Annotated in this window: 23 protein-coding genes; 18 read left to right on the top strand and 5 right to left on the bottom strand. The window is 68.6% G+C overall.

Annotated elements, in window-relative coordinates:
- Positions 1-11: 11 nt before the first annotated feature.
- From upp to ACS5NL_RS08745, 3 genes are read left to right on the top strand one after another with little or no spacing between them, the layout of a single operon-like run.
- Positions 12-641 carry a uracil phosphoribosyltransferase gene (gene upp / locus ACS5NL_RS08755; protein WP_439353344.1) on the top strand — a complete coding sequence of 210 codons (630 nt, stop codon included), beginning with the start codon at positions 12-14 and terminating at the stop codon, positions 639-641.
- 41 nt (positions 642-682) lie between these two features.
- Positions 683-1,321 carry a LysE family translocator gene (locus ACS5NL_RS08750; protein WP_439353343.1) on the top strand — a complete coding sequence of 213 codons (639 nt, stop codon included), beginning with the start codon at positions 683-685 and terminating at the stop codon, positions 1,319-1,321.
- 12 nt (positions 1,322-1,333) lie between these two features.
- Positions 1,334-2,623, top strand: coding sequence for an amidohydrolase family protein (locus tag ACS5NL_RS08745; RefSeq protein WP_439353342.1), 1,290 nt, complete (start codon positions 1,334-1,336; stop codon positions 2,621-2,623).
- On the opposite strand, the gene ACS5NL_RS08740 is transcribed toward ACS5NL_RS08745, so the two are convergent.
- The 3 genes from ACS5NL_RS08740 to ACS5NL_RS08730 all read right to left on the bottom strand — a co-directional run bounded on the left by ACS5NL_RS08740 (position 2,595) and on the right by ACS5NL_RS08730 (position 4,232).
- Complete coding sequence (locus ACS5NL_RS08740; RefSeq protein ID WP_439353341.1) at positions 2,595-2,861, bottom strand: DUF167 domain-containing protein; 267 nt, start codon at positions 2,859-2,861, stop codon at positions 2,595-2,597. The genes ACS5NL_RS08745 and ACS5NL_RS08740 overlap by 29 nt on opposite strands.
- A gap of 9 nt (positions 2,862-2,870) precedes the next feature.
- The gene (locus ACS5NL_RS08735; RefSeq protein ID WP_439353340.1) at positions 2,871-3,209 is read right to left on the bottom strand and encodes a zinc ribbon domain-containing protein YjdM; all 339 of its coding nucleotides are present in this window, start codon (positions 3,207-3,209) and stop codon (positions 2,871-2,873) included.
- Between the two features lie 72 nt (positions 3,210-3,281).
- Positions 3,282-4,232, bottom strand: coding sequence for an AraC family transcriptional regulator (locus ACS5NL_RS08730; RefSeq protein ID WP_439353339.1), 951 nt, complete (start codon positions 4,230-4,232; stop codon positions 3,282-3,284).
- 111 nt (positions 4,233-4,343) lie between these two features.
- Between ACS5NL_RS08730 and ACS5NL_RS08725 the strand changes: the two genes are divergently transcribed.
- The 9 genes from ACS5NL_RS08725 to ACS5NL_RS08685 all read left to right on the top strand — a co-directional run bounded on the left by ACS5NL_RS08725 (position 4,344) and on the right by ACS5NL_RS08685 (position 13,671).
- A complete protein-coding gene (locus ACS5NL_RS08725) occupies positions 4,344-5,177 on the top strand; it encodes an NmrA family NAD(P)-binding protein (RefSeq protein ID WP_439353338.1) in 834 nt (277 codons plus the stop codon).
- Between the two features lie 173 nt (positions 5,178-5,350).
- Positions 5,351-6,241 carry a transporter substrate-binding domain-containing protein gene (locus tag ACS5NL_RS08720; protein WP_439353337.1) on the top strand — a complete coding sequence of 297 codons (891 nt, stop codon included), beginning with the start codon at positions 5,351-5,353 and terminating at the stop codon, positions 6,239-6,241.
- A 44-nt stretch (positions 6,242-6,285) separates the two neighbouring features.
- Positions 6,286-7,182, top strand: a complete 897-nt coding sequence (locus ACS5NL_RS08715) for an amino acid ABC transporter substrate-binding protein (RefSeq protein ID WP_439353336.1) — start codon at positions 6,286-6,288, stop codon at positions 7,180-7,182.
- A gap of 140 nt (positions 7,183-7,322) precedes the next feature.
- A complete protein-coding gene (locus ACS5NL_RS08710; protein ID WP_439353335.1) occupies positions 7,323-8,063 on the top strand; it encodes an amino acid ABC transporter permease in 741 nt (246 codons plus the stop codon).
- A gap of 1 nt (position 8,064) precedes the next feature.
- The gene (locus tag ACS5NL_RS08705) at positions 8,065-8,730 is read left to right on the top strand and encodes an amino acid ABC transporter permease (RefSeq protein ID WP_439353334.1); all 666 of its coding nucleotides are present in this window, start codon (positions 8,065-8,067) and stop codon (positions 8,728-8,730) included.
- 17 nt (positions 8,731-8,747) lie between these two features.
- Positions 8,748-9,482, top strand: a complete 735-nt coding sequence (locus ACS5NL_RS08700) for an amino acid ABC transporter ATP-binding protein (RefSeq protein WP_439353333.1) — start codon at positions 8,748-8,750, stop codon at positions 9,480-9,482.
- A complete protein-coding gene (locus ACS5NL_RS08695; protein ID WP_439353332.1) occupies positions 9,479-11,458 on the top strand; it encodes a sensor histidine kinase in 1,980 nt (659 codons plus the stop codon). The genes ACS5NL_RS08700 and ACS5NL_RS08695 overlap by 4 nt, the downstream gene beginning before the upstream one ends.
- The gene (locus tag ACS5NL_RS08690) at positions 11,455-12,798 is read left to right on the top strand and encodes a sigma-54-dependent transcriptional regulator (protein ID WP_439353331.1); all 1,344 of its coding nucleotides are present in this window, start codon (positions 11,455-11,457) and stop codon (positions 12,796-12,798) included. The genes ACS5NL_RS08695 and ACS5NL_RS08690 overlap by 4 nt, the downstream gene beginning before the upstream one ends.
- Before the next feature lie 9 nt (positions 12,799-12,807).
- Positions 12,808-13,671, top strand: a complete 864-nt coding sequence (locus ACS5NL_RS08685; protein ID WP_439353330.1) for an alpha/beta fold hydrolase — start codon at positions 12,808-12,810, stop codon at positions 13,669-13,671.
- A 19-nt stretch (positions 13,672-13,690) separates the two neighbouring features.
- Here the strand turns inward: ACS5NL_RS08685 and xdhB are convergent, their stop codons facing one another.
- Together xdhB and xdhA are read right to left on the bottom strand one after the other, a co-directional pair.
- The gene (xdhB, locus tag ACS5NL_RS08680) at positions 13,691-16,003 is read right to left on the bottom strand and encodes a xanthine dehydrogenase molybdopterin binding subunit (protein WP_439353329.1); all 2,313 of its coding nucleotides are present in this window, start codon (positions 16,001-16,003) and stop codon (positions 13,691-13,693) included.
- Positions 16,000-17,499 (bottom strand): xanthine dehydrogenase small subunit, encoded by a 1,500-nt coding sequence (xdhA, locus tag ACS5NL_RS08675; RefSeq protein ID WP_439353328.1) that lies wholly within the window; start codon positions 17,497-17,499, stop codon positions 16,000-16,002. Before xdhA ends, xdhB begins: the two co-directional genes overlap by 4 nt.
- Positions 17,500-17,594: 95 nt before the next feature.
- Here xdhA and ACS5NL_RS08670 point away from each other — a divergent pair, with 95 nt between their 5' ends.
- The 6 genes from ACS5NL_RS08670 (at position 17,595) to ACS5NL_RS08645 (ending at position 24,515) form a co-directional block, all read left to right on the top strand.
- Positions 17,595-18,548 (top strand): LysR family transcriptional regulator, encoded by a 954-nt coding sequence (locus tag ACS5NL_RS08670; protein ID WP_439353327.1) that lies wholly within the window; start codon positions 17,595-17,597, stop codon positions 18,546-18,548.
- A gap of 40 nt (positions 18,549-18,588) precedes the next feature.
- The gene (locus tag ACS5NL_RS08665) at positions 18,589-20,127 is read left to right on the top strand and encodes an ABC transporter ATP-binding protein (protein ID WP_439353326.1); all 1,539 of its coding nucleotides are present in this window, start codon (positions 18,589-18,591) and stop codon (positions 20,125-20,127) included.
- Positions 20,114-21,169 carry an ABC transporter permease gene (locus ACS5NL_RS08660; protein ID WP_439353325.1) on the top strand — a complete coding sequence of 352 codons (1,056 nt, stop codon included), beginning with the start codon at positions 20,114-20,116 and terminating at the stop codon, positions 21,167-21,169. The genes ACS5NL_RS08665 and ACS5NL_RS08660 overlap by 14 nt, the downstream gene beginning before the upstream one ends.
- A 15-nt stretch (positions 21,170-21,184) precedes the next feature.
- Positions 21,185-22,105 (top strand): ABC transporter permease, encoded by a 921-nt coding sequence (locus tag ACS5NL_RS08655; RefSeq protein ID WP_439353324.1) that lies wholly within the window; start codon positions 21,185-21,187, stop codon positions 22,103-22,105.
- A gap of 34 nt (positions 22,106-22,139) precedes the next feature.
- Positions 22,140-23,294, top strand: coding sequence for a BMP family ABC transporter substrate-binding protein (locus tag ACS5NL_RS08650; RefSeq protein ID WP_439353323.1), 1,155 nt, complete (start codon positions 22,140-22,142; stop codon positions 23,292-23,294).
- Between the two features lie 156 nt (positions 23,295-23,450).
- Positions 23,451-24,515, top strand: a complete 1,065-nt coding sequence (locus ACS5NL_RS08645; RefSeq protein WP_439353322.1) for a Rieske 2Fe-2S domain-containing protein — start codon at positions 23,451-23,453, stop codon at positions 24,513-24,515.
- The last annotated feature ends 6 nt before the right edge of the window (positions 24,516-24,521 follow it).

Raw genomic sequence — 24,521 nt, 5'->3', positions numbered from 1 at the left:
GAGGCCCCACCATGAGCAACGTCCACCTCATCGACCACCCGCTGGTGCAGCACAAGCTCACGCTGATGCGCCGCAAGGACGCGAGCACCAACAGCTTCCGCCGCCTGCTCAACGAACTGTCCCTGCTCATGACCTACGAGGTCACGCGCGACATGCCGATGCAGGACATCCAGATCGAGACGCCGCTGGAGACCATGACCGCCAAGGTCATCGACGGCAAGAAGCTGGTCTTCGTGTCCATCCTGCGCGCGGGCAACGGCATCCTGGAGGGCATGCTCAACGTGGTGCCGGGCGCGCGCGTCGGTCACATCGGCCTCTACCGCGACCCCAAGACGCTGACCGCGGTCGAGTACTACTTCAAGATGCCTTCGGACATGCACGAGCGCGACGTGATCGTGGTCGACCCGATGCTGGCCACCGGCAACTCGGCCATCGCGGCCATCGACCGCCTCAAGGAGACGCGGCCCAAGTCGATCAAGTTCGTCTGCCTGCTGACCTGCCCCGAGGGCCTGGCCGCGCTGCAGAAGGCGCACCCCGACGTGCCGATCTACACCGCGGCGATCGACCGCCAGCTCAACGAGCACGGCTACATCCTGCCCGGCCTGGGCGACGCAGGCGACCGCATCTTCGGCACCCGCTGAGCGCGGCGTATGCTGGCGCCCGACCCTGGAGAACCCCGACCATGCCCAGCCCGCAGACCCTGCTGATGTTCGCCGCCGCCTCGCTGGCGCTGGCGGTGATTCCCGGCCCCACCATGTTGCTGGCGCTGTCCAACGGCATGGGCGGCGGCATGCGCCGGGCCGTCTGGGGCATGGCCGGAGCCATCCTGGGCAGTGCGCTGGTGATCGCGGTCGTGGCGGTGGGCCTGGGCTCTCTGCTCGCGGCCTCGGCCACGCTGTTCGAGGCGTTGCGCGCCGTGGGCGTGCTCTACCTGCTGTGGCTGGCGGTGCAGCTCTGGCGCAGCCCGCCGCTGGACGTGCGCGATGCGCTGGCCCACGTGCCGGGGCAGCAGGCGCAGGGCCGTGCGGCCTTCGTGCGCAGCCTGCTGGTGGCGCTGTCCAATCCCAAGTCGCTGCTGTTCTTCGCCGCCTTCCTGCCGCAGTTCATCGACCCGGCCCAGGCCCTGGCACCGCAGTACGCGGCGCTGGGTGGGCTGTTCGTCGCCATCGACGCGCTGGTGATGGTGGCCTACGCCCTGGCCGGGCGGCAAGCGGTGCGCTGGCTCTCGGGCGATGGCCTGCGCTGGCTGCACCGCGGCTGCGCGGTGGGTATGGGCCTGCTGGCCGTCCTGCTGGCGGGCTACCGCCGACATGCCGCCTGACCGGAAGCCGCCATGCTCGACCTGCTGATCACCCACGCGACCCTGCCCGACGGCCGCACCGACATGTCGGTCGCGGTGCAGGACGGCCGCATTGTCGACGTGAGCGAGGGCCTGCGGGCGCCGGCGCACGAGACGCTCGACGCCGCCGGCCAGCTGCTCTCGCCGCCGTTCTGCGACCCGCACTTCCACATGGACGCGACGCTGAGCTACGGCCTGCCGCGGGTGAACCAGAGCGGCACGCTGCTGGAAGGCATCGCGCTCTGGGGCGAGCTCAAGCCGCTGCTGACCGAAGAGGCACTGGTGGAGCGGGCGCTGACCTACTGCGACTGGGCGGTGGCCAAGGGCCTGCTGGCGATCCGCAGCCATGTGGACACCAGCGACCCGAGCCTGGTGCCGGTGCGGGCGATGCTCGAAGTGAAAAAACGTGTGGCGCCGTATCTGGATCTGCAACTGGTCGCTTTCCCGCAGGACGGCGTGCTGCGTTCCCCGGGCGGCTTCGACAACCTCAAGCGTGCGCTGGACCTGGGCGTGGACGTGGTCGGCGGCATCCCGCATTTCGAACGGACCATGAGCGAGGGCGCGGCCAGCGTGAAGCTGCTGTGCGAACTCGCCGCCGAGCGCGGCCTGCCGGTGGACATGCACTGCGACGAGAGCGACGACCCGCTCTCGCGCCACATCGAGACGCTGGCGTTTGAAACCCAGCGCCTCGGCCTGCAGGGCCGCGTCACAGGCTCGCACCTCACCTCCATGCACAGCATGGACAGCTACTACGTGAGCAAGCTGATCCCGCTGATCGCCGAGGCCGGCGTGAGCGCGGTGGCCAACCCGCTGATCAACATCACGCTGCAGGGCCGGCACGACAGCTACCCGAAGCGCCGCGGCATGACGCGCGTGCCCGAGCTGATGGCCGCCGGCGTGACCGTGGCCTTCGGCCACGACTGCGTGATGGACCCCTGGTATTCGCTGGGCAGCGGCGACATGCTGGAGGTGGCCCACATGGGCCTGCATGTGGCGCAGATGACCAGCCAGGCCGGCATGCGCCAGTGCTTCGACGCGGTGACGGTGAACGCCGCCAAGGTGATGGGCCTGGGCGGCCACGGCATCGAGGCCGGGAAGGACGCGAGCTTCGTGCTGCTTCAGGCGCGCGATGCGGTGGACGCGATCCGCCTGCGCGCGACGCGGCTGAAGGTCTGGCGCCAGGGGGTGCTGCTGGCGCAGACCGCGCCGGCCCAGGCGCAGCTGTCGCTGCCCGGCCGGCCGGACCACACCGCCTTCACGCCGGCGCGAGCAGGCGGCGGCTGATCTCGTCGTCGGTCAGTCCGGCCACATCCACCCGCTTGGTGCGGCCCGAGGCGCCCAGTTCGATGGTGATGGCCGACTTGGGCACATCGCAGACATCGGACAGAAAGGCGATCAGCGCCTTGTTGGCCGCGCCGTCGACCGGCGGTGCCTTGAGCTGGATCTTGGGCTTGCCGTCGTGCAGGCCGACGCACTGCGTCTGCTTCGCGCCGGGCTGGCAGTAGACAACGATCCGGCCCATGCTGCGGGATCAGCTCTTCTTGACGAACTCGGACTTGAGCTGCATCGCGCCGAAGCCTTCGATCTTGCAGTCGATGTCGTGGTCGCCCTCGACCAGGCGGATGTTCTTGACCTTGGTGCCGACCTTGATGACGGCCGACGAGCCCTTGAGCTTGAGGTCCTTGACCAGGGTCACGCTGTCGCCGTCGGCGAGCAGGTTGCCGAACGCGTCTTTCCAGACCTTGGCGGCTTCGGCGGGTTCGTCGCCACCGGTCTTGCTCCACTCGTGGGCGCATTCGGGGCAGATGAGCAGGTCACCGTCTTCGTAGGTGAAGGCGGACTGGCATTTCGGGCAGGGGGGCAGGGACATGAGGGCTTCTTGTGCGGTGTTCGCGCGGTGCGCGCAGGCCGACACTGTACCCGCGCCTCTGTCCGCGAAGCCTCAGGCCTCCTGCAGCCGGTAGGGCATCTGCTTGTCCAGCGTGTCCTGTTCGCGGAACTGGCGCGGCGACTGGCCGGTGGTGCGCTTGAACACCTTGGAGAAGCCGAAGGCGTCCTGGTAACCCACGGCCTGCGCGATCTGCTCCAGCGTCTGGCGGGTCTCGGACAGCAGCTGGACCGCCTTCTGCATGCGCAGGGTGCGCAGGTGGTTCAGCGGCGTGTCGCCCAGCGCGCCGCGGAAACGTTCGGCCAGGGCCGAGCGCGAAAGACCGACCTGCTGGCCCAGTTCTTCCAGCGTCCAGCCATGGGCGAGGTTGCCGTGCATGAGGGTGATGACCTGGCGGATCTGGCGGTCGGCGATGGCCTGATGCCAGCCCGGTGTGTCCTGCTGCTCGCGCTGAGCGATCTCGCGCAGCGCGAAGGCGAACAGCGCGTCCAGCAGACCGTGGGTGACGGAAGCGGCGCCCAGGTCCTGGTCGCTGAGCTCGCGGTCGAGCAGGCCGATGGTCAGCGGCAGGGCCGAGAGCTGGGGCAGGCTGCCGGCTCGCAGCACGAACCACGCCGGCAGGCCGCGCAGGAAGGGGTGCAGCGGGTCGTGCCAGAGCTGGTAGGCCGCGCTGATGACCTGGGTGGGTCCGCTGTCGGGCACTGGCGTCTGGTCGTCGCCGGCGAAGCGCGCGATCGGCACGGTGGTGCTCTGCCGGGGCGGCTGGCGGTCCAGCGAGAGCAGGTGCACGCAGCCGCGCGCCATCAGCACCAGGTCGCCGGCCTGCAGCTCGATCGGTTCGTCCAGGTTGGGCGCGTGCACGAAGGCCCGGCCGCGCGTGACGGTGTGCAGCCCGAAGCTGCGGTCGCAGGGGAAACGCAGCGCGGCCTCGGGCGTGAGCGCGTGCAGGTCGAGCAGGCGCCGTCGCAGGCCGGCGACATGGAGGATGTCGGAAAGGATGTCCATGGGCGGGATTTTATGGACGATCAGACATGAATGGTGGAATTTCATGCATTCCAGTTTTTCCGGCGGGAAAACACACTGGGGCCCTTCCATCACACACCAAGGAGTTTCCAGATGACCACCACCCTCGTGATCGGCGCCAGCGGCCAGATCGGTGCCACCCTAGCCGACCTGCTCGCCGCCCAGGGCCAGACCGTGCGCCGCGCCACCAGCCGCGCGCCTTCCCGACCCGGCGACGTCCAGGTCGACATGGCCACCCGCGAAGGCCTGGCCGCGGCGCTGGCCGGCGCCGACCAGCTGTTCCTGATGTGCCCGCCCGGTTTCGCCAACCAGCACGAGCTGCTGATCCCCGCCATCGACGCGGCCCAGGCCGCGGGCGTGCGCAAGGTGCTGATGCTCTCGGCGATGGGCGCCAACGCCGACGACAGCATCCCGCTGCGCCGCGCCGAGCTGCACCTGGAGCGTTCGGGCCTGGCCTGGAACGTGATCCGGCCCAACTGGTTCATGCAGAACTTCCACACCTTCTGGCTGCACGGCATCCAGACCCAGGGCCAGATCTTTCTGCCGGTGGGCCACGCCAAGGGCAGCTTCATCGACACGCGCGACATCGCCGCCGTGGCGGCGAAGCTGCTGTCGTCGGACGACTTCGTGAACGCAGCGCACGACCTGACCGGCAGCGAGTCGCTGGACCACACGCAGGTCGCGGCCATCCTGTCGGCGGCGGCGGGCCGGACCATCGGCTACACCGACATCCCCCAAGACGCGATGCGCCAGGGCCTGCTGGGCGCTGGCCTGCCGGCGGACTATGCCGAGTTCCTGCTGGTGATCCTCGGTGCCTTCAAGGCGGGCTATTCGGAACGCATCACCGATGGCGTGCAGCGCATCACCGGGAAGGCGCCGATCCGGCTCGAACAGTACGCGCAGGACTTCAAGGCCCACTGGGCCTGAGCCCCCGGCAAGGGTCGGAAATCCGTTTTCCGGGCCGCGGGCGGGGTCGGATTTCCGTTCGCCACCGTGGCCTGAACGCCGGTTTTCCGGGGAAAAACCGGCGCGCAGGGGCCCGGTCTACGGGTTAACACCGACTGGCACGCGCCTTGCGCCATGGGCTGCACACTGCGCCCATGAAGCACCTGCGCCTGCTCCCCCTTCTGCTGCTCCTGACCCTGACCGCCCGGGCCGAATCCTCCAGCCTGCTGACGCTGGAGAAGATCTCGCGCACCGGCACGATCAGCCTCGGCCACCGCGAGTCGTCGGTGCCGTTCTCCTATTACGACAACAAGCGCCAGGTGGTCGGCTACTCGCACGACCTGATGCTGGCCGTGGTCGAGCGCATCCGCCGCGAACTCAAGCTGCCGGCGCTGGCCGTCAAGCTGGTGCCGGTCACCTCGCAGAACCGGATTCCGCTGGTGCAGAACGGCTCGGTTGATCTGGAGTGCGGCTCCACCACCCACAACCGCGACCGCGAGCGCCAGGTGGCGTTCTCGGTGTCGATCTTCCAGACCAGCTCCCGCCTGCTGACGCGGCGCGACTCGGGTGTCCAGGAACTGGCCGACCTCAAGGGGCGCCGCGTCGCGGTGACCGCCGGCACGACCAGCGAGCGCTCGCTGCTGCTGCACAGCGAGTCCACCGGCCACCGCTTCGACATCGTGACCGTCAAGGACCACGGCGACGGCTTCAACCGTGTGCAGGAAGGGCGCGCCGAGGCCTTTCTGATGGACGAGGCGATGCTCTACGGCCTGCGCGTGCGGGCCGACCGCCCCGACGACTGGCGCGTGGTCGGGGCGCCGATGGCGGCCGAGGTCTATGCCTGCATGTTGCGCAAGGACGACCCCCGCTTCAAGGCGCTGGTGGACCGCGGCCTGACCGACCTGATGGTCTCGGGCGAGGCGCTGAAGATCTACCGCCGCTGGTTCCAGTCGCCGATCCCGCCCAAGGGACTCAACCTGAACTGGCCCGCGCCCGAGCCCCTGCTGGAGCTGTACCGCTCGCCCAACGACCGCCCGCTGGGCTGACATCTTTTCCGTTCTCTTTTTTTCACCCACCCCAAGGAGTCACCATGAAGAAAACCCTGATCGCCGTCGCCGCCGTGCTGGCCGCCTCCGCCGCCGTCGCGCAGACCGCCGACACGCTCAAGAAGATCAAGGACAGCGGCAGCATCACCCTGGGTGTGCGCGAATCCTCCGGTCTGTCCTACACCATCGGCAACGGCAAGTACGTCGGCTTCCACACCGAGATGGCCGAGCGCGTGATCGCCGACCTGCAGAAGCAGCTGGGCCTGGCCAAGCTGGAAGTGAAGTACCAGCCGGTGACTTCGCAGAACCGCATTCCGCTGGTGCAGAACGGCACCGTGGACCTCGAGTGCGGCTCGACCACCAACAACGCGGCCCGTCAGAAGGACGTGTCCTTCGCCATGACCACCTACGTCGAGGAAGTGCGCATCGCCGTCAAGGCCAACTCGGGCATCACCTCCATCGCCCAGCTGGCCGGCAAGAAGGTCGCCACCACCACCGGCACCACCTCCGTCCAGACCCTGCGCAAGCACGAGCGTGCGACCAACGTGAACTTCGAGGAAGTGTTCGGCAAGGACCACGCCGACAGCTTCCTGCTGCTCGAATCGGGCCGCGCCGACGCCTTCGTGATGGACGGCTCGATCCTGGCCGCCAACATCGCCAAGTCCAAGGCCCCGGCCGACTACAAGATCGTCGGCGAAGTGCTGTCGGTCGAGCCGATCGCCTGCATGCTGCGCAAGGACGACACCGCCTTCAAGAAGGCCGTGGACGACTCCATCAAGAACCAGATCAAGGACGGCTCGCTGACCAAGCTGTACGACAAGTGGTTCATGCAGCCGATCCCGCCGGCCAACGCCAAGATCGGCCTGCCGCTGTCGGACGCCACCAAGGCCGCCTGGGCCGCGCCGAACGACAAGCCGATGGAAGACTACGCGAAGAAGTAAGGCCCCCACGCTCCGCCGCTGCGCGGGTCGCTGCCCCCCGAGGGGGCTGGGCCTGCCTTGGGGCGGCCCGGCGGCGGGCCCGGCGTACCCCCACGCTCCACCGCCGCACGGGTCGCTTTTTCTAGAACAAGGAATTCACCATGAGCACATGGGATTGGCAGGTGTTCTGCAAGGACACCATCGATGGCGAGGTCAGGCCCAGCTGTTTCGGCGCGGGCGGTGACATCACCTACCTGGACTGGTTGCTCTCGGCCTGGGGCTGGACGCTGTCCGTGGCCCTGCTGGCGCTGGTCATCGCGCTCGTGGTCGGTTCGGTCATGGGCATCTTCCGCACCACGCCGAGCAAGGCGCTGGTGGCGATCGGCAACGCCTGGACCGAGCTGTTCCGCAACATTCCGCTGCTGGTGCAGGTGTTCCTTTGGTACCACGTGCTGCCGTCGCTGATCCCGGCACTCAAGAGCTTTCCCAGCTTCATCCTGGTGGTGTTCGCGCTGGGCTTCTTCACTTCGGCGCGCATCGCCGAGCAGGTGCGCGCGGGCATCCAGAGCCTGCCCAAGGGCCAGCGCTACGCCGGGCTGGCGATGGGCCTGACGCTGCCCCAGACCTACCGCTACGTGCTGCTGCCGATGGCCTTTCGCATCGTCATCCCGCCGCTGACCAGCGAGAGCATGAACATCATCAAGAACTCGTCGGTGGCCTTTGCGGTCTCCATCGCCGAGCTGACCATGTTCGCCATGCAGGCGCAGGAAGAGACCTCGCGCGGCATCGAGGTCTACCTGGCCGTGACCGGCCTGTACTTCATCTCCGCCTTCGCCATCAACCGCATCGCCCTGTTCATCGAACACCGGGTGCAGGTGCCCGGCATGATCGGAGGCCACTGACATGAACCTCGACTTTTCGTTCCTGAACTGGGACGTGCTCACGGGCTTCGTGCTCAAGGGCCTGGTCTTCTCGGTGCAGCTCACGCTGGTGGCCATGATCGGCGGCATCGCGCTGGGCACGGTGCTGGCGCTGATGCGGCTGTCGGGCAAGAAGTGGCTGGTGATGCCGGCCGCCTTCTACGTCAACACCCTGCGCTCGATCCCGCTGGTGATGGTGATCCTGTGGTTCTTCCTGCTGATCCCGCTGATGATCGGCAAGCCCATGGGCGCGGAGCTGTCGGCCATCATCACCTTCACGGTGTTCGAGGCGGCCTATTACTCCGAGATCATGCGCGCCGGCATCCAGAGCGTGCCCAAGGGCCAGGTGCACGCCGGCTACGCGGTGGGCATGACCTATGGACAGACCATGCAGCTGATCGTGCTGCCGCAGGCCTTCCGCAACATGCTGCCGGTGCTGATGACCCAGACCATCATCCTGTTCCAGGACACCTCGCTGGTCTACGCGATCGGCGCCTACGACCTGCTCAAGGGCTTCGAGGTCGCGGGCAAGAACTTCAACCGCCCGGTCGAGACCTACCTGGTCGCTGCCGTCGTCTATTTCGTCATTTGTTTCTCGCTGTCGATGCTGGTGCGTCGCCTGCAGAAGAAGATTGCCATCATTCGCTGAGCGGCTGGAGAAGAACCATGATCGACATCAAGAACGTTTCCAAGTGGTACGGCAGCTTCCAGGTGCTGACCGATTGCACGACCTCGATCCAGAAGGGGGAGGTGGTGGTGGTCTGCGGTCCTTCGGGCTCGGGCAAGTCCACGCTGATCAAGACCGTCAATGCGCTGGAGCCCTTCCAGAAGGGCGACATCATCGTGGACGGCACCAGCATCGCCGACCCGAAGACCAACCTGCCCAAGCTGCGCAGCCGCGTGGGCATGGTGTTCCAGCACTTCGAGCTGTTCCCGCACCTGACCGTGACCGAGAACCTGACGCTGGCACAGATCAAGGTGCTGGGCCGCAACGCCGACGAGGCCAAGACCCGGGGCCTGAAGATGCTCGACCGCGTGGGCCTGATGGCGCACAAGGACAAGTTTCCCGGCCAGCTCTCGGGTGGCCAGCAGCAACGCGTGGCCATCGCCCGCGCGCTGTCGATGGACCCGATCGTGATGTTGTTCGACGAGCCGACCTCGGCGCTCGATCCCGAGATGGTCGGCGAGGTGCTGGACGTGATGGTGCAGCTGGCCAACGAAGGCATGACCATGATGTGCGTGACCCACGAAATGGGCTTCGCGAAGAAGGTCAGCCACCGCGTGATCTTCATGGACGCGGGCAAGATCGTGGAAGATTGCCGCCGCGACGAGTTCTTCGGCAACCCCGACGCCCGTTCGCCGCGCGCCAAGGACTTCCTCTCCAAGATTCTTCAGCATTGAACCGGCCCCCCGACGCCCCGCAGGACACCACTGGCCACGCCGCCCTGACGCCCGGAGCCGCCCCCGCGGGCGCCGGGTGGGGCCGGCTGGTGCGCCGGGCGCTGCTGCTGCTGCTCGGGGTGGCCCTGGTCGCGCTGGCCGGGGTCGGGGTCTACCAGCGCAGCTTTGCGCAAGGGGAGCACAGCCTCAAGGCCGCCACCAACAGCCGGCTGGACCTGTTCGCCTCGGTGGTCGAGGCGCGTGTGCGCCGGCTGGAACCGGTGCCGGCCACCATCCAGCTCAACCCGACCGTGCTGGCGCTGCTGCGGGCGCCGGACCCGGCGCGTGAGCGGGCGGCCAACGACTACCTGGCCCGCCTGAACGCCCACCTGGGCAGCGTGGCGGTCTATGTGCTCGATGTGCGCGGCGTCGTGCTGGCCTCGAGCAACCTCACCGAGCGCGACGACAGCCTGCTGGGCGAAGACGTGTCGTACCGGCCGTATTACCTCGAAGCGCTGGCGGGCCGCTCGACCCGCCACTTCGCCATCGGCAGCGGCGGCCAGGCGGGCTACTTCGCCTCGCACCCGATCTACGACGGCCCGCGGGTGCTGGGCGTGGCGGCGATCAAGATCGGTCTGGACGCGCTGGAGCAGACCTGGCCGATGCTGGCGGCGCCGGCCCTGGTGGCCGACGCCAACCAGGTCGTGATCCTGTCTTCGCAGCCCGCCTGGCGCTACACCTCGCTGTCCCCGCTGCCCGCCGAGCGCCGGGTCGACCTGCAGCTGGCGCGGACCTACGGCGCGCTGCGGGTGCCACAGTTTCCGATCGAGGTGATGCTCTCGGTCGACGAGGACACGCAGGAGGTGCAGGGCGCCGTCTCGGGCGACGAGGCGCGGCACCGCAACGCGCTCGGCGCGGGCGGCAACCGGGCCGGGCACCTGGTGCTCGGGCGTTCGCTGGACGGCATGGACTGGCGCGTGCTGATCTTCGCCAGTCTGGCCGCGGTGCGGCAGCAGGCGCTGATCGACGGCGTGGGCGGTGCGGTCACGGCGGCGTTCCTGATCCTGCTGGCGCTGTACTGGACCCAGCGGCGGCGGATCGAGAAGGAGCGTCTGGCCTCCCGGCGGCTCCTGGAGCAGGCCAACGCCGAGCTGGAACACCAGGTCGGCCTGCGCACGCAGGAACTCACCGACACCAACGAGCAGCTGCGGCGCGAGGTCGCCGAGCGCGAGCAGACCGAGAAGACCCTGCGCGCCGCGCAGGACGAGCTGGTGCACGCCGGCAAGATGGCGGTGCTGGGCCAGCTGGCCGCCAGCATCACGCACGAGCTGACCCAGCCGCTGGGCGGCATCCGCACGCTGGCGGGCAACGCGGCCGAGTTCATGCGCCGCGGCAACCACGGCGCGGCGCAGGACAACCTGTCCATCGTCGCGCGCCTGGTCGAGCAGATGGCGCGCATCATCGACCCGCTCAAGAGCTTCTCGCGCAAGTCCAGTGCCTCGCCCGGTGCGACCGACGTCGGCCGCGTGGTCGAGCAGGCGCTGTTCCTGTTCCAGTTGCGCCTGCGCCACGACCAGGTGCGGGTGGACAACCGCTGCGAGCCCGGCTGCTGGCATGGCTGGTGCGACGCCAACCGGCTGGAACAGGTGCTGGTCAACCTGGTCGGCAACGCGCTGGACGCGATGCGCGAATCGGGCGAGCGCGTGCTGACCCTGACCGCCGAGCGCCGCGAGCAGGGCGGCGTGCCGGTGGTGGCGCTGGAAGTGCGCGACAGCGGCAAGGGCCTGAGCGAGACCGACCTGCAGCGCCTGTTCGAACCCTTCTACACGACCAAGCCCAGCGGGGTCGGCCTGGGGCTGGGCCTGGCGATCTGTCGCGACCTTGTCGCAGAATTCGGCGGTGACCTGCAGGCGCACAACCACCCCGACGGCGGGGCCTGCTTCGTCCTGACCGTGCCCGTGGAACCGCCCGTCGACACCCCGACCCCGACCCGATGAACTCCTCCCTGACCGTTTTCCTGGTCGAAGACGACACCGATCTGCAGCTGGGCTGCGTGCAGGCCCTGCAACTGGCCGACATCGACGTGCGCGCCTTCGGCTCCGTCGAGGCTGTGCTGCCGCACCTGAGCCCCGGCATGGCCGGCGTGGTCGTGACCGACATGCGCCTGCCCGGCGCCGACGGCATGGCGCTGATCGAAGAAGCGCGCGACATGGACCCGGACCTGCCGGTCATCATGATCACCGGCCACGGCGACGTGAACCTGGCGGTGCAGGCGATGCGCAGCGGCGCCTACGACTTCATTCCCAAGCCGTTCTCGCCCGAGCAGCTGGTCGAGGTGGTGCAGCGCGCGCTGGACAAGCGCCGCCTGACGCTGGAGGTCGCCAACCTGCGGCGCGCGCTCACGCTCAGCGAAGGCCTGGAAGGCAAGCTGGTCGGCCACGCGCCCGCGATCGCCCGCGTGCGCCAGCTGATCACCGAGATCGCCGATTCGCCGGTCGACGTGCTGATCCGCGGCGAGACCGGCACCGGCAAGGAGGTGGTGGCGCGGGCGCTGCACGACCACTCGCGCCGCCGCAACGCGCCCTACGTCGCGCTCAACTGCGGCGGCCTGCCCGACAGCCTGCTCGACAGCGAGCTGTTCGGCCACGAACCCGGCGCCTTCACCGGCGCACAGAAGCGCCGCATCGGCCGCATCGAACACGCCAACGGCGGCACCCTGTTCCTCGACGAACTGGAAAGCATGCCGATGGGCGTGCAGGTCAAGCTGCTGCGCGTGCTGCAGGAGCGCTGCATCGAGCGCCTGGGCTCGAACCAGAGCATCCCGGTCGACGTGCGCGTGGTCGCCGCCACCAAGGACGACCTGCTGGCGCGCGCGCAGCAGGGCAGCTTCCGCGCCGACCTGGTGTACCGGCTCAACGTGGTCAACATCGAACTGCCCGCGCTGCGCGAACGGCGCGAAGACATCCCCATGCTGCTGGAGCACTTCATGCTGCTGGCGGCCAGCCGCTACGACCGCCCCGAGCCGCGCCTGTCGCCGGCCCAGCTGCGCCAGCTGATGGCGCGCGACTGGCCGGGCAACGTGCGCGAGCTGCGCAACGTGGCCGACGCGCTGGTGCTGGGCGTCGGGCCGCAATGGGTGTCGCCGCACGCGGCGCCCGCCGGGTCGACCGGCGGCGACGGCGAACCCAGCCTGTCCGAGACGGTGGACCAGTTCGAGCGCAACCTGATCGCCGACGCGCTGGAGCGCCACGCCGGCAATGTGGGCCAGACCGCCAAGGCGCTCAACGTGCCCAAGACGACCCTGGTCGACAAGATCCGCAGGCACGGCCTGCGGTAGGGGCCGGAGATGTCCGACCTGGGGCGGAGCGACCGCATCACCGAGACCTTCGACGGGTATTCGCTGACGGGGCGGTACCTCCATGCGGCGTCTACTGGAGGGTGTGACCTGCTGGCCATTCATGGGGCGCGGTCCGACCATCTGCGGTTGGACCCCTTGCTGCTGCCGTTGCGTGCCGCGGGGGTCGGAAGCCTGGGGTTCGACCTGTCGGGGCATACCGGGCGCTCGCCCCTGGCCATCACGGAGACATCGCTGGCCAACAACCTTCGCGAAGCCTTGCGCTTTGCCCGGCTGCTGGGCTCCCGCCTGGACACGGTGTTCGGTCACAGCCTGGGCGGGGCGCTGGCGATGAAGGTGGCCGAGCAGTGCGGACAGGCGGTCCGGACCTTGATCCTCAGTGGCCCGGCGCTTTACCCGGAGGCCGCTTTCGCGGTGGCGCACTACGGGCCGGCGTTCACCAGGGCGATCTCGACACCCTATGGCTTCATGGATTCCCCCTCGCTGACGTTCCTGCGGCGTTTCACAGGTCGGGTGATCCTGATCACCGGGCAATACGACGGCCTGCCCGCCGACCAGCACGGCGGTGTTGGCGGTCGCTCGGCGGGGCTGGTCGAGGTTCCGGAGGGCCCGGGATTGCGCCGCACGGTCTACAGCCCCATTCCGGCGGAGGTGTTCGAGGCGATCCGGGAGGCGGCTGGAGACCGGCTCAGCGAGATCGTGCTCGACGGCTGCGACCACAAGGTCTTCCCGCACCTCGCCGATCACCCGGCGGTGGCCTGTTCTCTGGCGCAGCGGCTCCAGCAGCTGATGGCCGGTGGCCAGCCTGCTGCAGGTTGCCGCATCGCGACCAGCGGCGCCGCGCAGACCCTGTAGCGGGTTGCCGGATCGCTGCTCAGCCCATCAGGCTGCGCAGCACCTCTTCGGCGGTCGCTGGCGCGTTCATCGCCTCGGGTCGACCGCCCGACTGCGCCACCGCGTCGCGCAGCGCCTCGAACACGCTGATGGCCAGCATGAAGGGTGGTTCGCCCACGGCCTTGCTGCCGTGCACGTTGTCCTCGCGGTTCGCCTCGGGCCAGAGGTCGACCTGGAAGTGCGCCGGGACGTCGCCGCTGGTCGGGATCTTGTAGGTGCTGGGGGCGTGGGTCTGCAGCAGGCCCTTGCCGTTCCAGACCAGCTGCTCGGTCGTCAGCCAGCCCATGCCCTGCACGAAGCCGCCCTCGATCTGGCCGATGTCGATCGCCGGGTTGATGCTGCGGCCCACGTCGTGCAGGATGTCCACCTTCAGCACGCGGCTCTCGCCGGTCAGGGTGTCGATCGCGACCTCGCTCACCGCCGCGCCGTAGGCGAAGTAGTAGAACGGCCGGCCCAGCATGGTGGTCTTGTCGTAGTGGATCTTGGGCGTGCGGTAGAAGCCGTCGCTCCAGAGCTGGATGCGGTTGGCGTACGCCGCGCCCACCACGTCTTCCCAGCGGCGGGTGGTCTTTTCCGTGATGACCTGGCCGCCAGCGAAACGCACCGAACCCGCGCCCACACCGTCCAGCCCGGCCACGAAGGCCGCGAGGTTCTGCCGCACCTGGCGCGCCGCGAACTGGGCGGCGCGACCGTTCAGGTCGGTGCCGCTGCTGGCCGCGGTGGCGCTGGCGTTGGGCACCTTGCTGGTGTCGCTGGCGGTGGACAGCACGCGCTCGAACGGCACGCCCAGCTCGTCGGCCACGATGGCTGCGACCTTGGTGTTCAGGCCCTGGCCCATCTCGGTGCCGCCGTGGTTCACCTGCACGCTGCCGTCGGTGTAGACGTGGACCAGCGCGCCGGCCTGGTTGAACAGCGTGGCGGTGAAGCTGATGCCGAACTTGACCGGCGTGAGCGCGATGCCTTTCTGGATGACGGGGCTCTGCGCGTTGAAGGCCCGGATCTGCTCGCGCCGCTCGCGGTAGCCGCTGGTCAGCGCCAGCTGCGTCATCAGCGGTTCAAGGATGTTGTCTTCCACCGTCATCTGGTAGTGGGTGACGTTCCGGTCCTTGATGCCATAGAGGTTGCGCAGCCGCACGTCCAGCGGGTCCTGGTCCAGCGCGCGAGCGATGTCGCCCAGGATGCGTTCGATCACGATCACGCCCTGCGGACCGCCGAAGCCGCGGAAGGCGGTGTGGCTCTGCGTGTTCGTCTTGCAGCGGTAGGAATGGACCGCGACGTCTTCGAGGAAGTAGGCGTTGTCGGCGTGGAAGATGGCGCGGTCGGCCACCGGGCCCGAGAGGTCGGCCGAGAAGCCGCAGTTGGCCAGCATCTCCAGCTCCAGCCCGCACAGCAGGCCGGTGTCGTCGAAGCCGACGCGGTAGTGGTAGGCGAAGGGGTGGCGCTTGCCGGTGACCATGAAGTCGTCGTCGCGGTCCAGCCGCAGCTTGACGGGGCACTTGAGCTGGTTCGCGGCGATGGCGGCCCAGACCGCGAGGTGACCTGCCTGCGTTTCCTTGCCGCCGAAGCCGCCGCCCATGCGCCGGCATTCCACCGTGACCGCGTGGTTGGCCAGGCCTAGCGCGTGCGAGACCCAGTGCTGCACTTCGCCCGGGTGCTGGGTGCTGCTGTAGACCCACCACTGCTGCTGTTCCAGCGGCAGCACGTAGGCGATCTGGCCTTCGAGATAGAAGTGTTCCTGGCCACCGACCTCGAACGCGCCTTCCAGCTGGTGCGGGGCACGCTTCAGGGCCGCTGTCGCGTCGCCGCGCTTCACGTGCACCGGCGGCAGCACGTAGCTTTCCAGCGCGTGGGCTTCGTGCACGGTGAGCACCGGGGCCAGTGCTTCGATGTCCCACTTCACCAGCCGCGCCGCGCGGCGTGCGGTCATCACGTCGTCGGCCACGATGAGCCCGCCGACCTGGCCAAGGAACTGCACCGTGCCCTGCGCGAACACCGGTTCGTCGTGCGCGAAGGCGGCGAGCATGGTGTCGCCGGGGATGTCATCGGGGCCGATGAAGGCGCGCACGCCGGGCAGGGCGAGCGCGGCGCTGGCGTCGATGCCCCGGAGCGTGCCGTGCGCCACCGGCGAACACACCGGCGCGGCGTGCAGCGTGCCGCGCACCTCGGGAATGTCGTCGATGTAGGTCGCGGCACCGGCCACCTGGGCACGGGCGCTTTCGTGAAACCGGGAGACCCCCGCCGCCGGTGCGACCGCAGCGTTGTCCACCACAAGCTTGAGATCCGGTGCGTTCATGCCAGGGCCTCCACGGTCTTGAGGCTGTCGAGATTGATGCCCTGCAGGCCCTGGCTCTCCAGCCAGAAGCGCTGCAGCAGGTTGCCCAGCACGGTCTGCCGGTAGGCGGCGCTGGCGCGCATGTCGCTGATGGGCTGGAACTCGGCGCGCAACGCGGCGGCGCCCGCCATCACGGTGTCGGCGGTCCAGGGCTGGCCGAGCAGGGCGGCTTCGGTCTGGCGGGCCCGGGCGGGCGTCGCGGCCACGCCGCCGGCGCCGATGCTCACCTGCTGCACCACGCCGGCCTTGACGGTCATCTGGATCGCGAGGCAGACGGCGGAGATGTCGTCGTCAAAGCGTTTGCTGATCTTGTACACACGTTCGGTGGCATGCCCCGTCGGCCGCGGCACCTTGATCCAGCACAGCAGCTCGTCGGGTCGCATCACGTTCGTGCGGTAGCCGGTGTAGAGGTCTTCCAGCCGCAGCTCGCGGTGGGCGATCTCGCCGCCCGCCTTGGTCTTTTTCCAGCGCATCAGCACCACGCTGGCACCCAGCGCGATCAGCAGCGGCATCGAATCCCCGATGGGCGAGCCGTTGGCCACATTGCCGCCCAGCGTGCCCGAGTTGCGCACCGGCAGGCCGGCGAAGCGCTGACCGAAGGTCTGCAGCTGGGGCCGTTCCTTCACCAGGGCCGCGAAGGCGTCGGTCAGGGTGACGGCGGCGCCGATGGCGATGTGGTGCGGGTAGGTTTCCACTCGCCGCAGTTCGCGTGCGGCGGTCACGTCCAGCACCTGCGGGAAGCGCTTGTGCATCTTCGTGACCCACAGGCCGACGTCGGTGGTGCCGGCCACGACCTGGGCCCTCGGGTGGGCGGCGCGGGTCTGCAGCAGTGTGGCCAGTGTGCGCGGGCGCAGGTAGCTGGTGTCCTTGTCCGCTGGCTTCTTCAACTCCTTGAGTGCCGCCACCGTCGCCGCTTCGTCCACGGCGCAGCCGGCGGGCAGGGGCAGCGAACCCATCTGCTGCGCCGCGTCCAGGATCGGCCGGTAGCCGGTGCAGCGGCACAGGTTGCCGGAGAGGTCCACCTGCGCCTGCTCGCGGGTGATGTTCTTTCCGCCGTTCGTGTTCTGGTACATCCCGAACAGGCTCATGACAAAGCCCGGCGTGCAGAAGCCGCACTGGCTGCCGTGGCACTGCACCATGGCTTCCTGACTGGGGTGCAGTTCACCCGAGGGCGAAACAATGTCTTCGGCGGTGAACACCGCCATGCCGTCCACCGAATGCGCCAGCCGGATGCAGCTGTTGATGGCCTTGTATTGCAGCCTTCCGTCCACGGCCTCACCCAGCACCACGGTGCAGGCGCCGCAGTCGCCTTCGCCACAACCCTCCTTGGTCGCGCTCAGGTGCAGGTCTTCGCGCAGCACTTCCAGCAGGGTGCGGTCGGGCGCCACGCCAGGCACGGTCACGGCCTCGCCGCGGCGCAGGAATCTCAGGGTTTGTCCGGAGTTGGGAGCATTCATGCGGGGCAGCATAGCGCCAGGCTGCGTGGCACAACATATGCTCAGGCATATGGCGAGAATGCCGGAACCCCCATCCGCAAGCATGATGCAAGGGTATGAAATACATGTCCATGTTCGACAAGATTGACCTGCACCTGATCCGCGTGCTGCACACGGTCCTGACCGAGCGCAGCGTGTCGCGGGCGGCGTTGCGGCTGGGCATGCACCAGCCGGCGGTCAGCGCGGCGCTCAAGCGCCTGCGCGAACTGGCCGGGGACCCCCTTCTGGTGCGTTCGGGCGCCAGCATGGTGCCCACTGTCGCCGGCCTGCGCATGATCGAACCGGCGGCCGGCATCCTGCGCAGCGCCGAGATGCTGTTCTCCGACGCCCGGGCCTTCGACCCGGCGACCGCGACCCACAGCTTCAGCCTGGCCGCCAGCGACTACCTGGACCCGCTGTTCCTGCCCCAGCTGGTGACCCAGATCAAGGCCAGCGCGCCGCACTGCGGCATCGAGATCCATCCGCTGTCGGCCGACGCCGACTACCGCTCGCACCTGGCCCAGGGCCAGTACGAGGTGGTGATCGGCAACTGGCCCAAGCCGCCGGAAGACCTGCACCTGGGCCGTCTGTTCGGCGACGAGGTGGTGAGCCTGGTGGCCAGCCACCACCCGGCGGCGCGCCGGGGCTGGGACATCGACGCCTGGCTGGCGGCCGAACACATCGCCCCGACGCCGACCCACCCCGGCGCCCGGGGCTTCATCGACGAACACCTGGACAGCCAGGGCCTGTCGCGCAACATCGTGGCCCGCTGCCCGCACTTCGGGCTGATCCCGGCCATGGTGGCCGGCAGCCTGCTGGTGCTGACCACGGGCCGCCAGTACGCCGAGCGCTTCACCGCGTCGTTGCCGGTGCAGGTGCTGGCCTGCCCGGTGCCGTTCCCGCGCATGATGTATTACCAGCTCTGGCACGAGCGCACCCACACCTCCAGCGCCAGCCGCTGGCTGCGCGAGCAGATCAAATCGGTCGCGGCCTCGCTGCGCCGGCCCGAAGCGCAGGCGGATGCGGCATGACAATGGCAGCTTTGCCCCGAACAACAAGAAGGAGATCGCCTTGACGACCCCCCGACTGCAACTGACCGGCATCACCAAGCGCTACCCCGGTGTGGTGGCCAACAGCAACGTCTCGCTCTCCGTCGCGCCTGGCGAAATCCACGCGGTGCTGGGCGAGAACGGCGCCGGCAAGTCCACGCTGATGAAGATCATCTACGGCTCGGTCAAACCCGACGAAGGTGCGGTGATGTTCAACGGTCGCCCGGTGCACATCCGCAACCCGCAGGAAGCGCGGGCGCTGGGCATTAGCATGGTGTTCCAGCACTTCTCGCTGTTCGACACCATCACGGTGGCCGAAAACGTCTGGCTGGGTCTGGACAAGTCGCTCACCCTGGCCGAGGTGACGGCCAGCATCGACGCCACGGCGGCGGAGTACGGACTGGACATCGACCCCAAGCGCCCGGTGCACACGCTGTCCGTCGGCGAGATGCAGCGGGTCGAGATCATCCGTGCGCTGCTGACCAGCCCGCAGCTGCTGATCCTGGACGAGCCGACCTCGGTGCTGACGCCACAGGCGGTCGAAAAGCTCTTTGTCGTTCTGAAGAAGCTCGCGTCCGAAGGCTGCTCGATCCTCTACATCAGCCACAAGCTGCACGAGATCCGCGAACTCTGCACCGCCTGCACCGTGTTGCGCGGCGGTCTGGTCACCGGGGTCTGCAACCCGCAGAACGAAAGCAACGCCTCGCTGTCGCGCCTGATGATCGGCGCCGAACCGCCCGCGCTGCAGGCGCGTGCGCTCAACGCCGGGGCGGCGGTGCTGGAGGTCCAGGGGCTGACCCTGGCCAGCGGCGACCCCTTTGGCACCGACCTGGCGGGCATCGCGCTGACGGTGCGCGCCGGCGAGGTGGTCGGCATCGCCGGCGTCTCGGGCAACGGCCAGGCCGAGCTGCTCTATGCGCTCTCGGGCGAAGACACCCACGCGCCCGCCGGCAGCGTCCGGGTGGGAGGGCAGGACGCTTCCCGGCTGCCGCCGGGCCGGCGCCGCGCGCTCGGCCTGCATTTCGTGCCCGAGGAGCGGCTGGGCCGCGGTGCGGTGCCGACGCTGTCGCTGGCGCACAACCTGCTGCTCACGCGCCGCGACACGCTGGGCCGGGGCGGATGGCTGCGGCTGGGTGCGCTCAAGGCGCAGGCCGAGGACATCATCGCCCGCTACAAGGTCAAGGCCAACGGGCCCGGCGCGGCGGCCAAGTCGCTCTCGGGCGGCAACCTGCAGAAATTCATCGTCGGTCGCGAGATCGAAGCGAAGCCGAAGCTGCTGATCGTCAGCCAGCCGACCTGGGGCGTCGACGTCGGCGCCTCGGCCCAGATCCGCAGCGAGATCCTCGCGCTGCGCGACGCGGGCTGCGCGGTGCTGGTGGTGAGCGAGGAACTGGACGAGCTGTTCGAGATCAGCGACCGGCTGCACGTGATCGCCAAGGGGCGGCTCTCGCCCCCGATCGATCGCGCCAGGGCGACGGTGGAACTGATCGGCGAATGGATGTCGGGCCTCTGGGACGGCGCGAACCACAACCACAAGGAGAGCGCGCATGCTGCGGCTTGAAGTCCGTCCCCAACCCTCGGCTCGCTGGGGCTACGCCTCGCCCTTGCTGGCGCTGACCATCACCGTGGTCATCGGTGTGATCCTGTTTGCGCTGCTGGGCAAGGACCCGGTGCGCGGCCTGCAGGTGTTTTTCTGGGAACCGCTCAAGAGCACCTACGCGCTGACCGAACTGATGGTCAAGGCCACCCCGTTGCTGATCATCTCGCTCGGGCTGGCGGTGTGTTTCCGCTCCAACGTTTGGAACATCGGCGCCGAGGGCCAGTACGTCGTCGGCGCGATCTTCTCGGCCGGCGTGGCACTGTCGGCCGGGCCGGACACCGGGCGCGGCGTGGTGGTGCTGATCCTGCTGGCGGGGATGTTCGGCGGCATGCTCTGGGCCGGCATCACGGCGCTGCTGCGCGACCGCTTCAACGCCAACGAGATCCTGGTCAGCCTGATGCTGGTCTATGTGGCGATCCAGGTGCTCAACTACCTGGTCTACGGGCCTTGGAAGGACCCGCTGGGCTACAACTTCCCGCAGACCAAGACCTTCGACGCGGTGACCCAGATTCCCAAGCTGGTGCAGGGCACGCGGCTGAACATCGGCCTGCTGCTGGCGCTGGCCGGCGTCGCCGGTGCCTGGCTGTTCCTGTTCCGCACCTACGCCGGTTTCGCGCAGATCGTCGGCGGCCTGGCGCCCGCCGCCGCGCGTTACGCGGGTTTCTCGTCGCGCAAGGCCCTGTGGGTGGCGCTGCTGACTTCGGGCGCGGCCGCCGGTCTGGCGGGCGGGCTGGAGGTGGCCGGGCCGATCGGCCAGCTCACCCCCTATGTGCCGATGGGCTACGGCTTCGCGGCCATCATCGTGGCCTTTGTCGGCCGCCTGCACCCGGTGGGCATCGTGTTCTCGGCCATCCTGATGAGCATGTTCTACATCGGCGGTGAACTCGCGCAGTCGCGCATGGGCCTGCCCAAGTCGATCACCGGCGTGTTCCAGGGGCTGCTGCTGTTCGCGCTGCTGGCCTGCGACACGCTGATCGCCTACCGCGTGGTCTGGAAGAAGTAAGAAGGAGACGCTGACATGGATTCCACCGCTCTCCTCATTGCCGCCTCGCTCAACGCCGGCACCGTGCTGGCGATCGCTTCGCTGGGCCTGCTGATCAACGAAAAGGCCGGCATCGTCAACCTCGGCGCCGAGGGCATGATGCTGTGCGCCGCGCTGGCGGGTTTTGCCGCCGTGGTGCACACCGGCAGCCCGCTGCTGGGTTTTGCCGCCGGCATGCTGGTCGGCGCACTGCTGGCCGCGATCTTTGGCGTGCTGGTGATCTGGCTCAACACCAACCAGTACGCGACCGGGCTGGCGCTGACGCTGTTCGGCGGAGGCTTCTCGGCGTTCGCCGGCACCAGCTACGTGCAGGCCAAGCTGAACACCACGCCGGCGACACCGATTCCGGTGCTGTCCGACATTCCGTTCCTGGGCGCTGCGCTGTTCCGCCACCACCCGATGGTCTATGTGTGCATGGCGCTCATGGCCGGCCTGATCTGGTTCCTGTGGCGCACACGCGCAGGGCTGGTGCTGCGCAGCGTGGGCGAGAGCCCCGAGTCGGCGCACGCGCTGGGTTATCCGGTGCGCCGCATCCGTTTCCTGGCGGTGATCGCCGGTGGCGCGCTGTGCGGCCTGGCGGGTGCCTATGTGTCGACCGCCTACACGCCGCTGTGGGTCGAGGGCATGATCGCCGGCAAGGGCTGGATCGCGCTGGCACTGACCACCTTCGCGACCTGGCGCCCGGCACGCGTGTTGCTTGGTGCCTACCTGTTCGGTTTCGTGACCATGCTGCAGTTCCACCTGCAGGGCATGGGCGTCAATGTGCCCAGCCAGTTCCTGACCATGATGCCGTACCTGGCGACCATCGTGGTGCTGGTTCTGATCTCGCGCAACCCGACCTGGATCCGCATCAACATGCCCGCGTCGATCGGGAAACCGTTCTATCCGGGTTCATAATTTCCCTTTCACCCCAACCCACCAAGAGGTTTTCATGACCGACCTGAACAAACGCTCCCTCATCAAGCTCGCGGCGCTCACCGCCGTGGCCAGCGCGGCCCTGATCGGCTGCGGCAAGAAGGAAGAAGCACCTGCGGCTCCCGCTCCTGCACCGGCCCCGGCCGCGGCGGCTCCCGCACCCGCCGCTGAGCCCTTGAAGGTGGCGTTTGCCTACGTCGGCCCGGTCGGCGACGGCGGCTGGACATTCGCGCACGACAACGCCCGCAAGGCGCTGGAGGCCGAGTTCGGCGACAAGATCAAGACCAGCTTCGTCGAAGGCGTGCCCGAAGGCCCCGACGCCGAGCGCGTGATGCGTGACCTGGCCGGCCAGGGCAACAAGGTCATCTTCGGCACCACCTTCGGCTACATGGAGCCCATGCTCAAGGTCGCGCCCGAGTTCAAGGACGTGAAGTTCGAGCACGCCACCGGCTACAAGACGGCCGAGAACATGCGCACCTACGACAGCCGCACCTACGAAGGCGCGTACATGGCCGGCGTGATCGCCGGTTCCATGACCAAGACCAACACGCTGGGCGTGGTGGCCTCGATCCCAATTCCCGAAGTGATCCGCAACATCAACAGCTTCACCTTGGGCGCCCAGTCGGTGAACCCCAAGGTCAAGACCAAGGTGGTCTGGGTCAACGGCTGGTTCGATCCGCCGAAGGAAACCGAAGCCGCGACCTCGCTGATCAACGGCGGCGCCGACGTGCTGATGCAGAACACCGACTCGCCGGCCGTGCTCAAGACCGCCGAAGAAAAGGGCAAGCGCGCCTTCGGCTGGGATTCCGACATGACCGCCTACGGCCCCAAGGCCCACCTGGCCTCGTCCGTCATCAACTGGGGGCCGTACTACAAGAAGGCCGTCAAGGACGCGCTGGAAGGCACCTGGGCCACCGGCGGCGTCTGGTGGGGCGTGAAGGAAGGCGCGATCGACATCGTCTCGATCGCCGCCGACGTGCCGGCCGAAGCCAAGGCCAAGATCGACACCGTCAAGGCCGGTCTGAAGGATGGCTCCTTCGCGATCTGGAAGGGCCCGATCGTGGGCCAGGACGGCAAGGAAGTGCTGGCCAAGGACGTGGTCGCCGACGACAAGTTCCTGGGCGGCATCAAGTTCTACGTCAAGGGCGTGGAAGGCAAGCTGCCGAACTGAGGCACACCCCTGCGCCGCTTCGCGTCTTCCCCCCAGGGGGACCACACCAGTGGCCCGGCAGAGCCGGTTCCACGGTGTGTGCTGGCCTGAAGGCACGCGCGCCGGCAACGTCTCAGCGCCGCTGCACCCGCAGCGGCGTTTTTCTTTGGAGGTTCCATGATCGAGCGACAACTCTGGCACCCGTTGATTGCGGGGATTCATCTGCGGGACGATCCGGTGGCGGTGGAGCTGCTGGGGCAGGCGCTGGTGCTCTGGCGCGAGCCGGGGCACGAAGGCGCCGCCGGGTTGGTGCATGCTTGGGCCGACCGCTGTCCGCACCGCGGGGCCAGGCTCTCTCTCGGGCGTGTGCTCAACCACCTGCACGGCGCGCGGCTGGAGTGCCCCTACCACGGCTGGCAGTTCGCGGGCGAGGTGGCGGCGCGCCAGGGACACGGCGAGCCGGTGGCCGTGGGGCGCAGCGTGCACGTGCCGGCCGCGCCGGCGTTCGAGCCACCCGCCGCGCACTGCGTGGAGGTGTTCGAGGCGCAGGAGCGCCATGGTCTGGTCTGGGTGCGGCTGGAACGGGCGGACCGGTCTGTGGTGCCGGCCGCTCTGTGCGAGCCGCCGCTGTTCGACGCCTGGAATGACCCGGTGTGGCGCCAGGTGCTGTGCGGGCCGTACGAGGTGGGGACCAGCGCGCCGCGTCTGGTGGAGAACTTCCTGGACCTGAGCCATTTCGGCTTCGTGCACGAGGGCTGGCTGGGCGCGCGCAGCCACGCGCAGGTCGAGACCGGACGGGTCGACGAAAGCCCCGAGGGTGTGAAGGCGCGCGAATGCAAGGCCTGGCAGCCTCGGGCCTATGCGGGCGCGGAGGATGGCGCCTGGATCGCCTACCGCTACGACGTGCCGCACCCATTTGCCGCCATCCTGCGCAAGGATGCGGCCGAAGGCGACCCGGTGAGCAACGCGATCGCGCTGTTCATCCGCCCCGATGGCCCCGAGGCCTGCACCGCCTGGTTCACGATGGCGACCCTGGGCGACCTCTCGGACGACGAAGAGTTGCGCGAGTTCCAGAACGCGGTGTTCGCTCAGGACCGGCCGGTGGTGGAATCGCAGCAGCCCAAGCGTCTGCCGATCGGCAAGGACGGCCCCGTCGGGGAGGTCCACGGCCCGGCCGACCGCATGTCCAGCGCCTACCGGCGCTACCTCGCACGCCTGGGGATGTCGCTGGGTGTCTGCTGAACGAAA

Origin of the sequence: Hydrogenophaga sedimenti (assembly GCF_051857515.1) — a bacterium.
In the GTDB taxonomy this organism is placed as follows: Bacteria; Pseudomonadota; Gammaproteobacteria; order Burkholderiales; family Burkholderiaceae_C; genus Hydrogenophaga.
The sequence above is the reverse complement of the archived record's forward strand: the minus strand, read 5'-3'. Positions and strand labels throughout refer to the sequence as shown.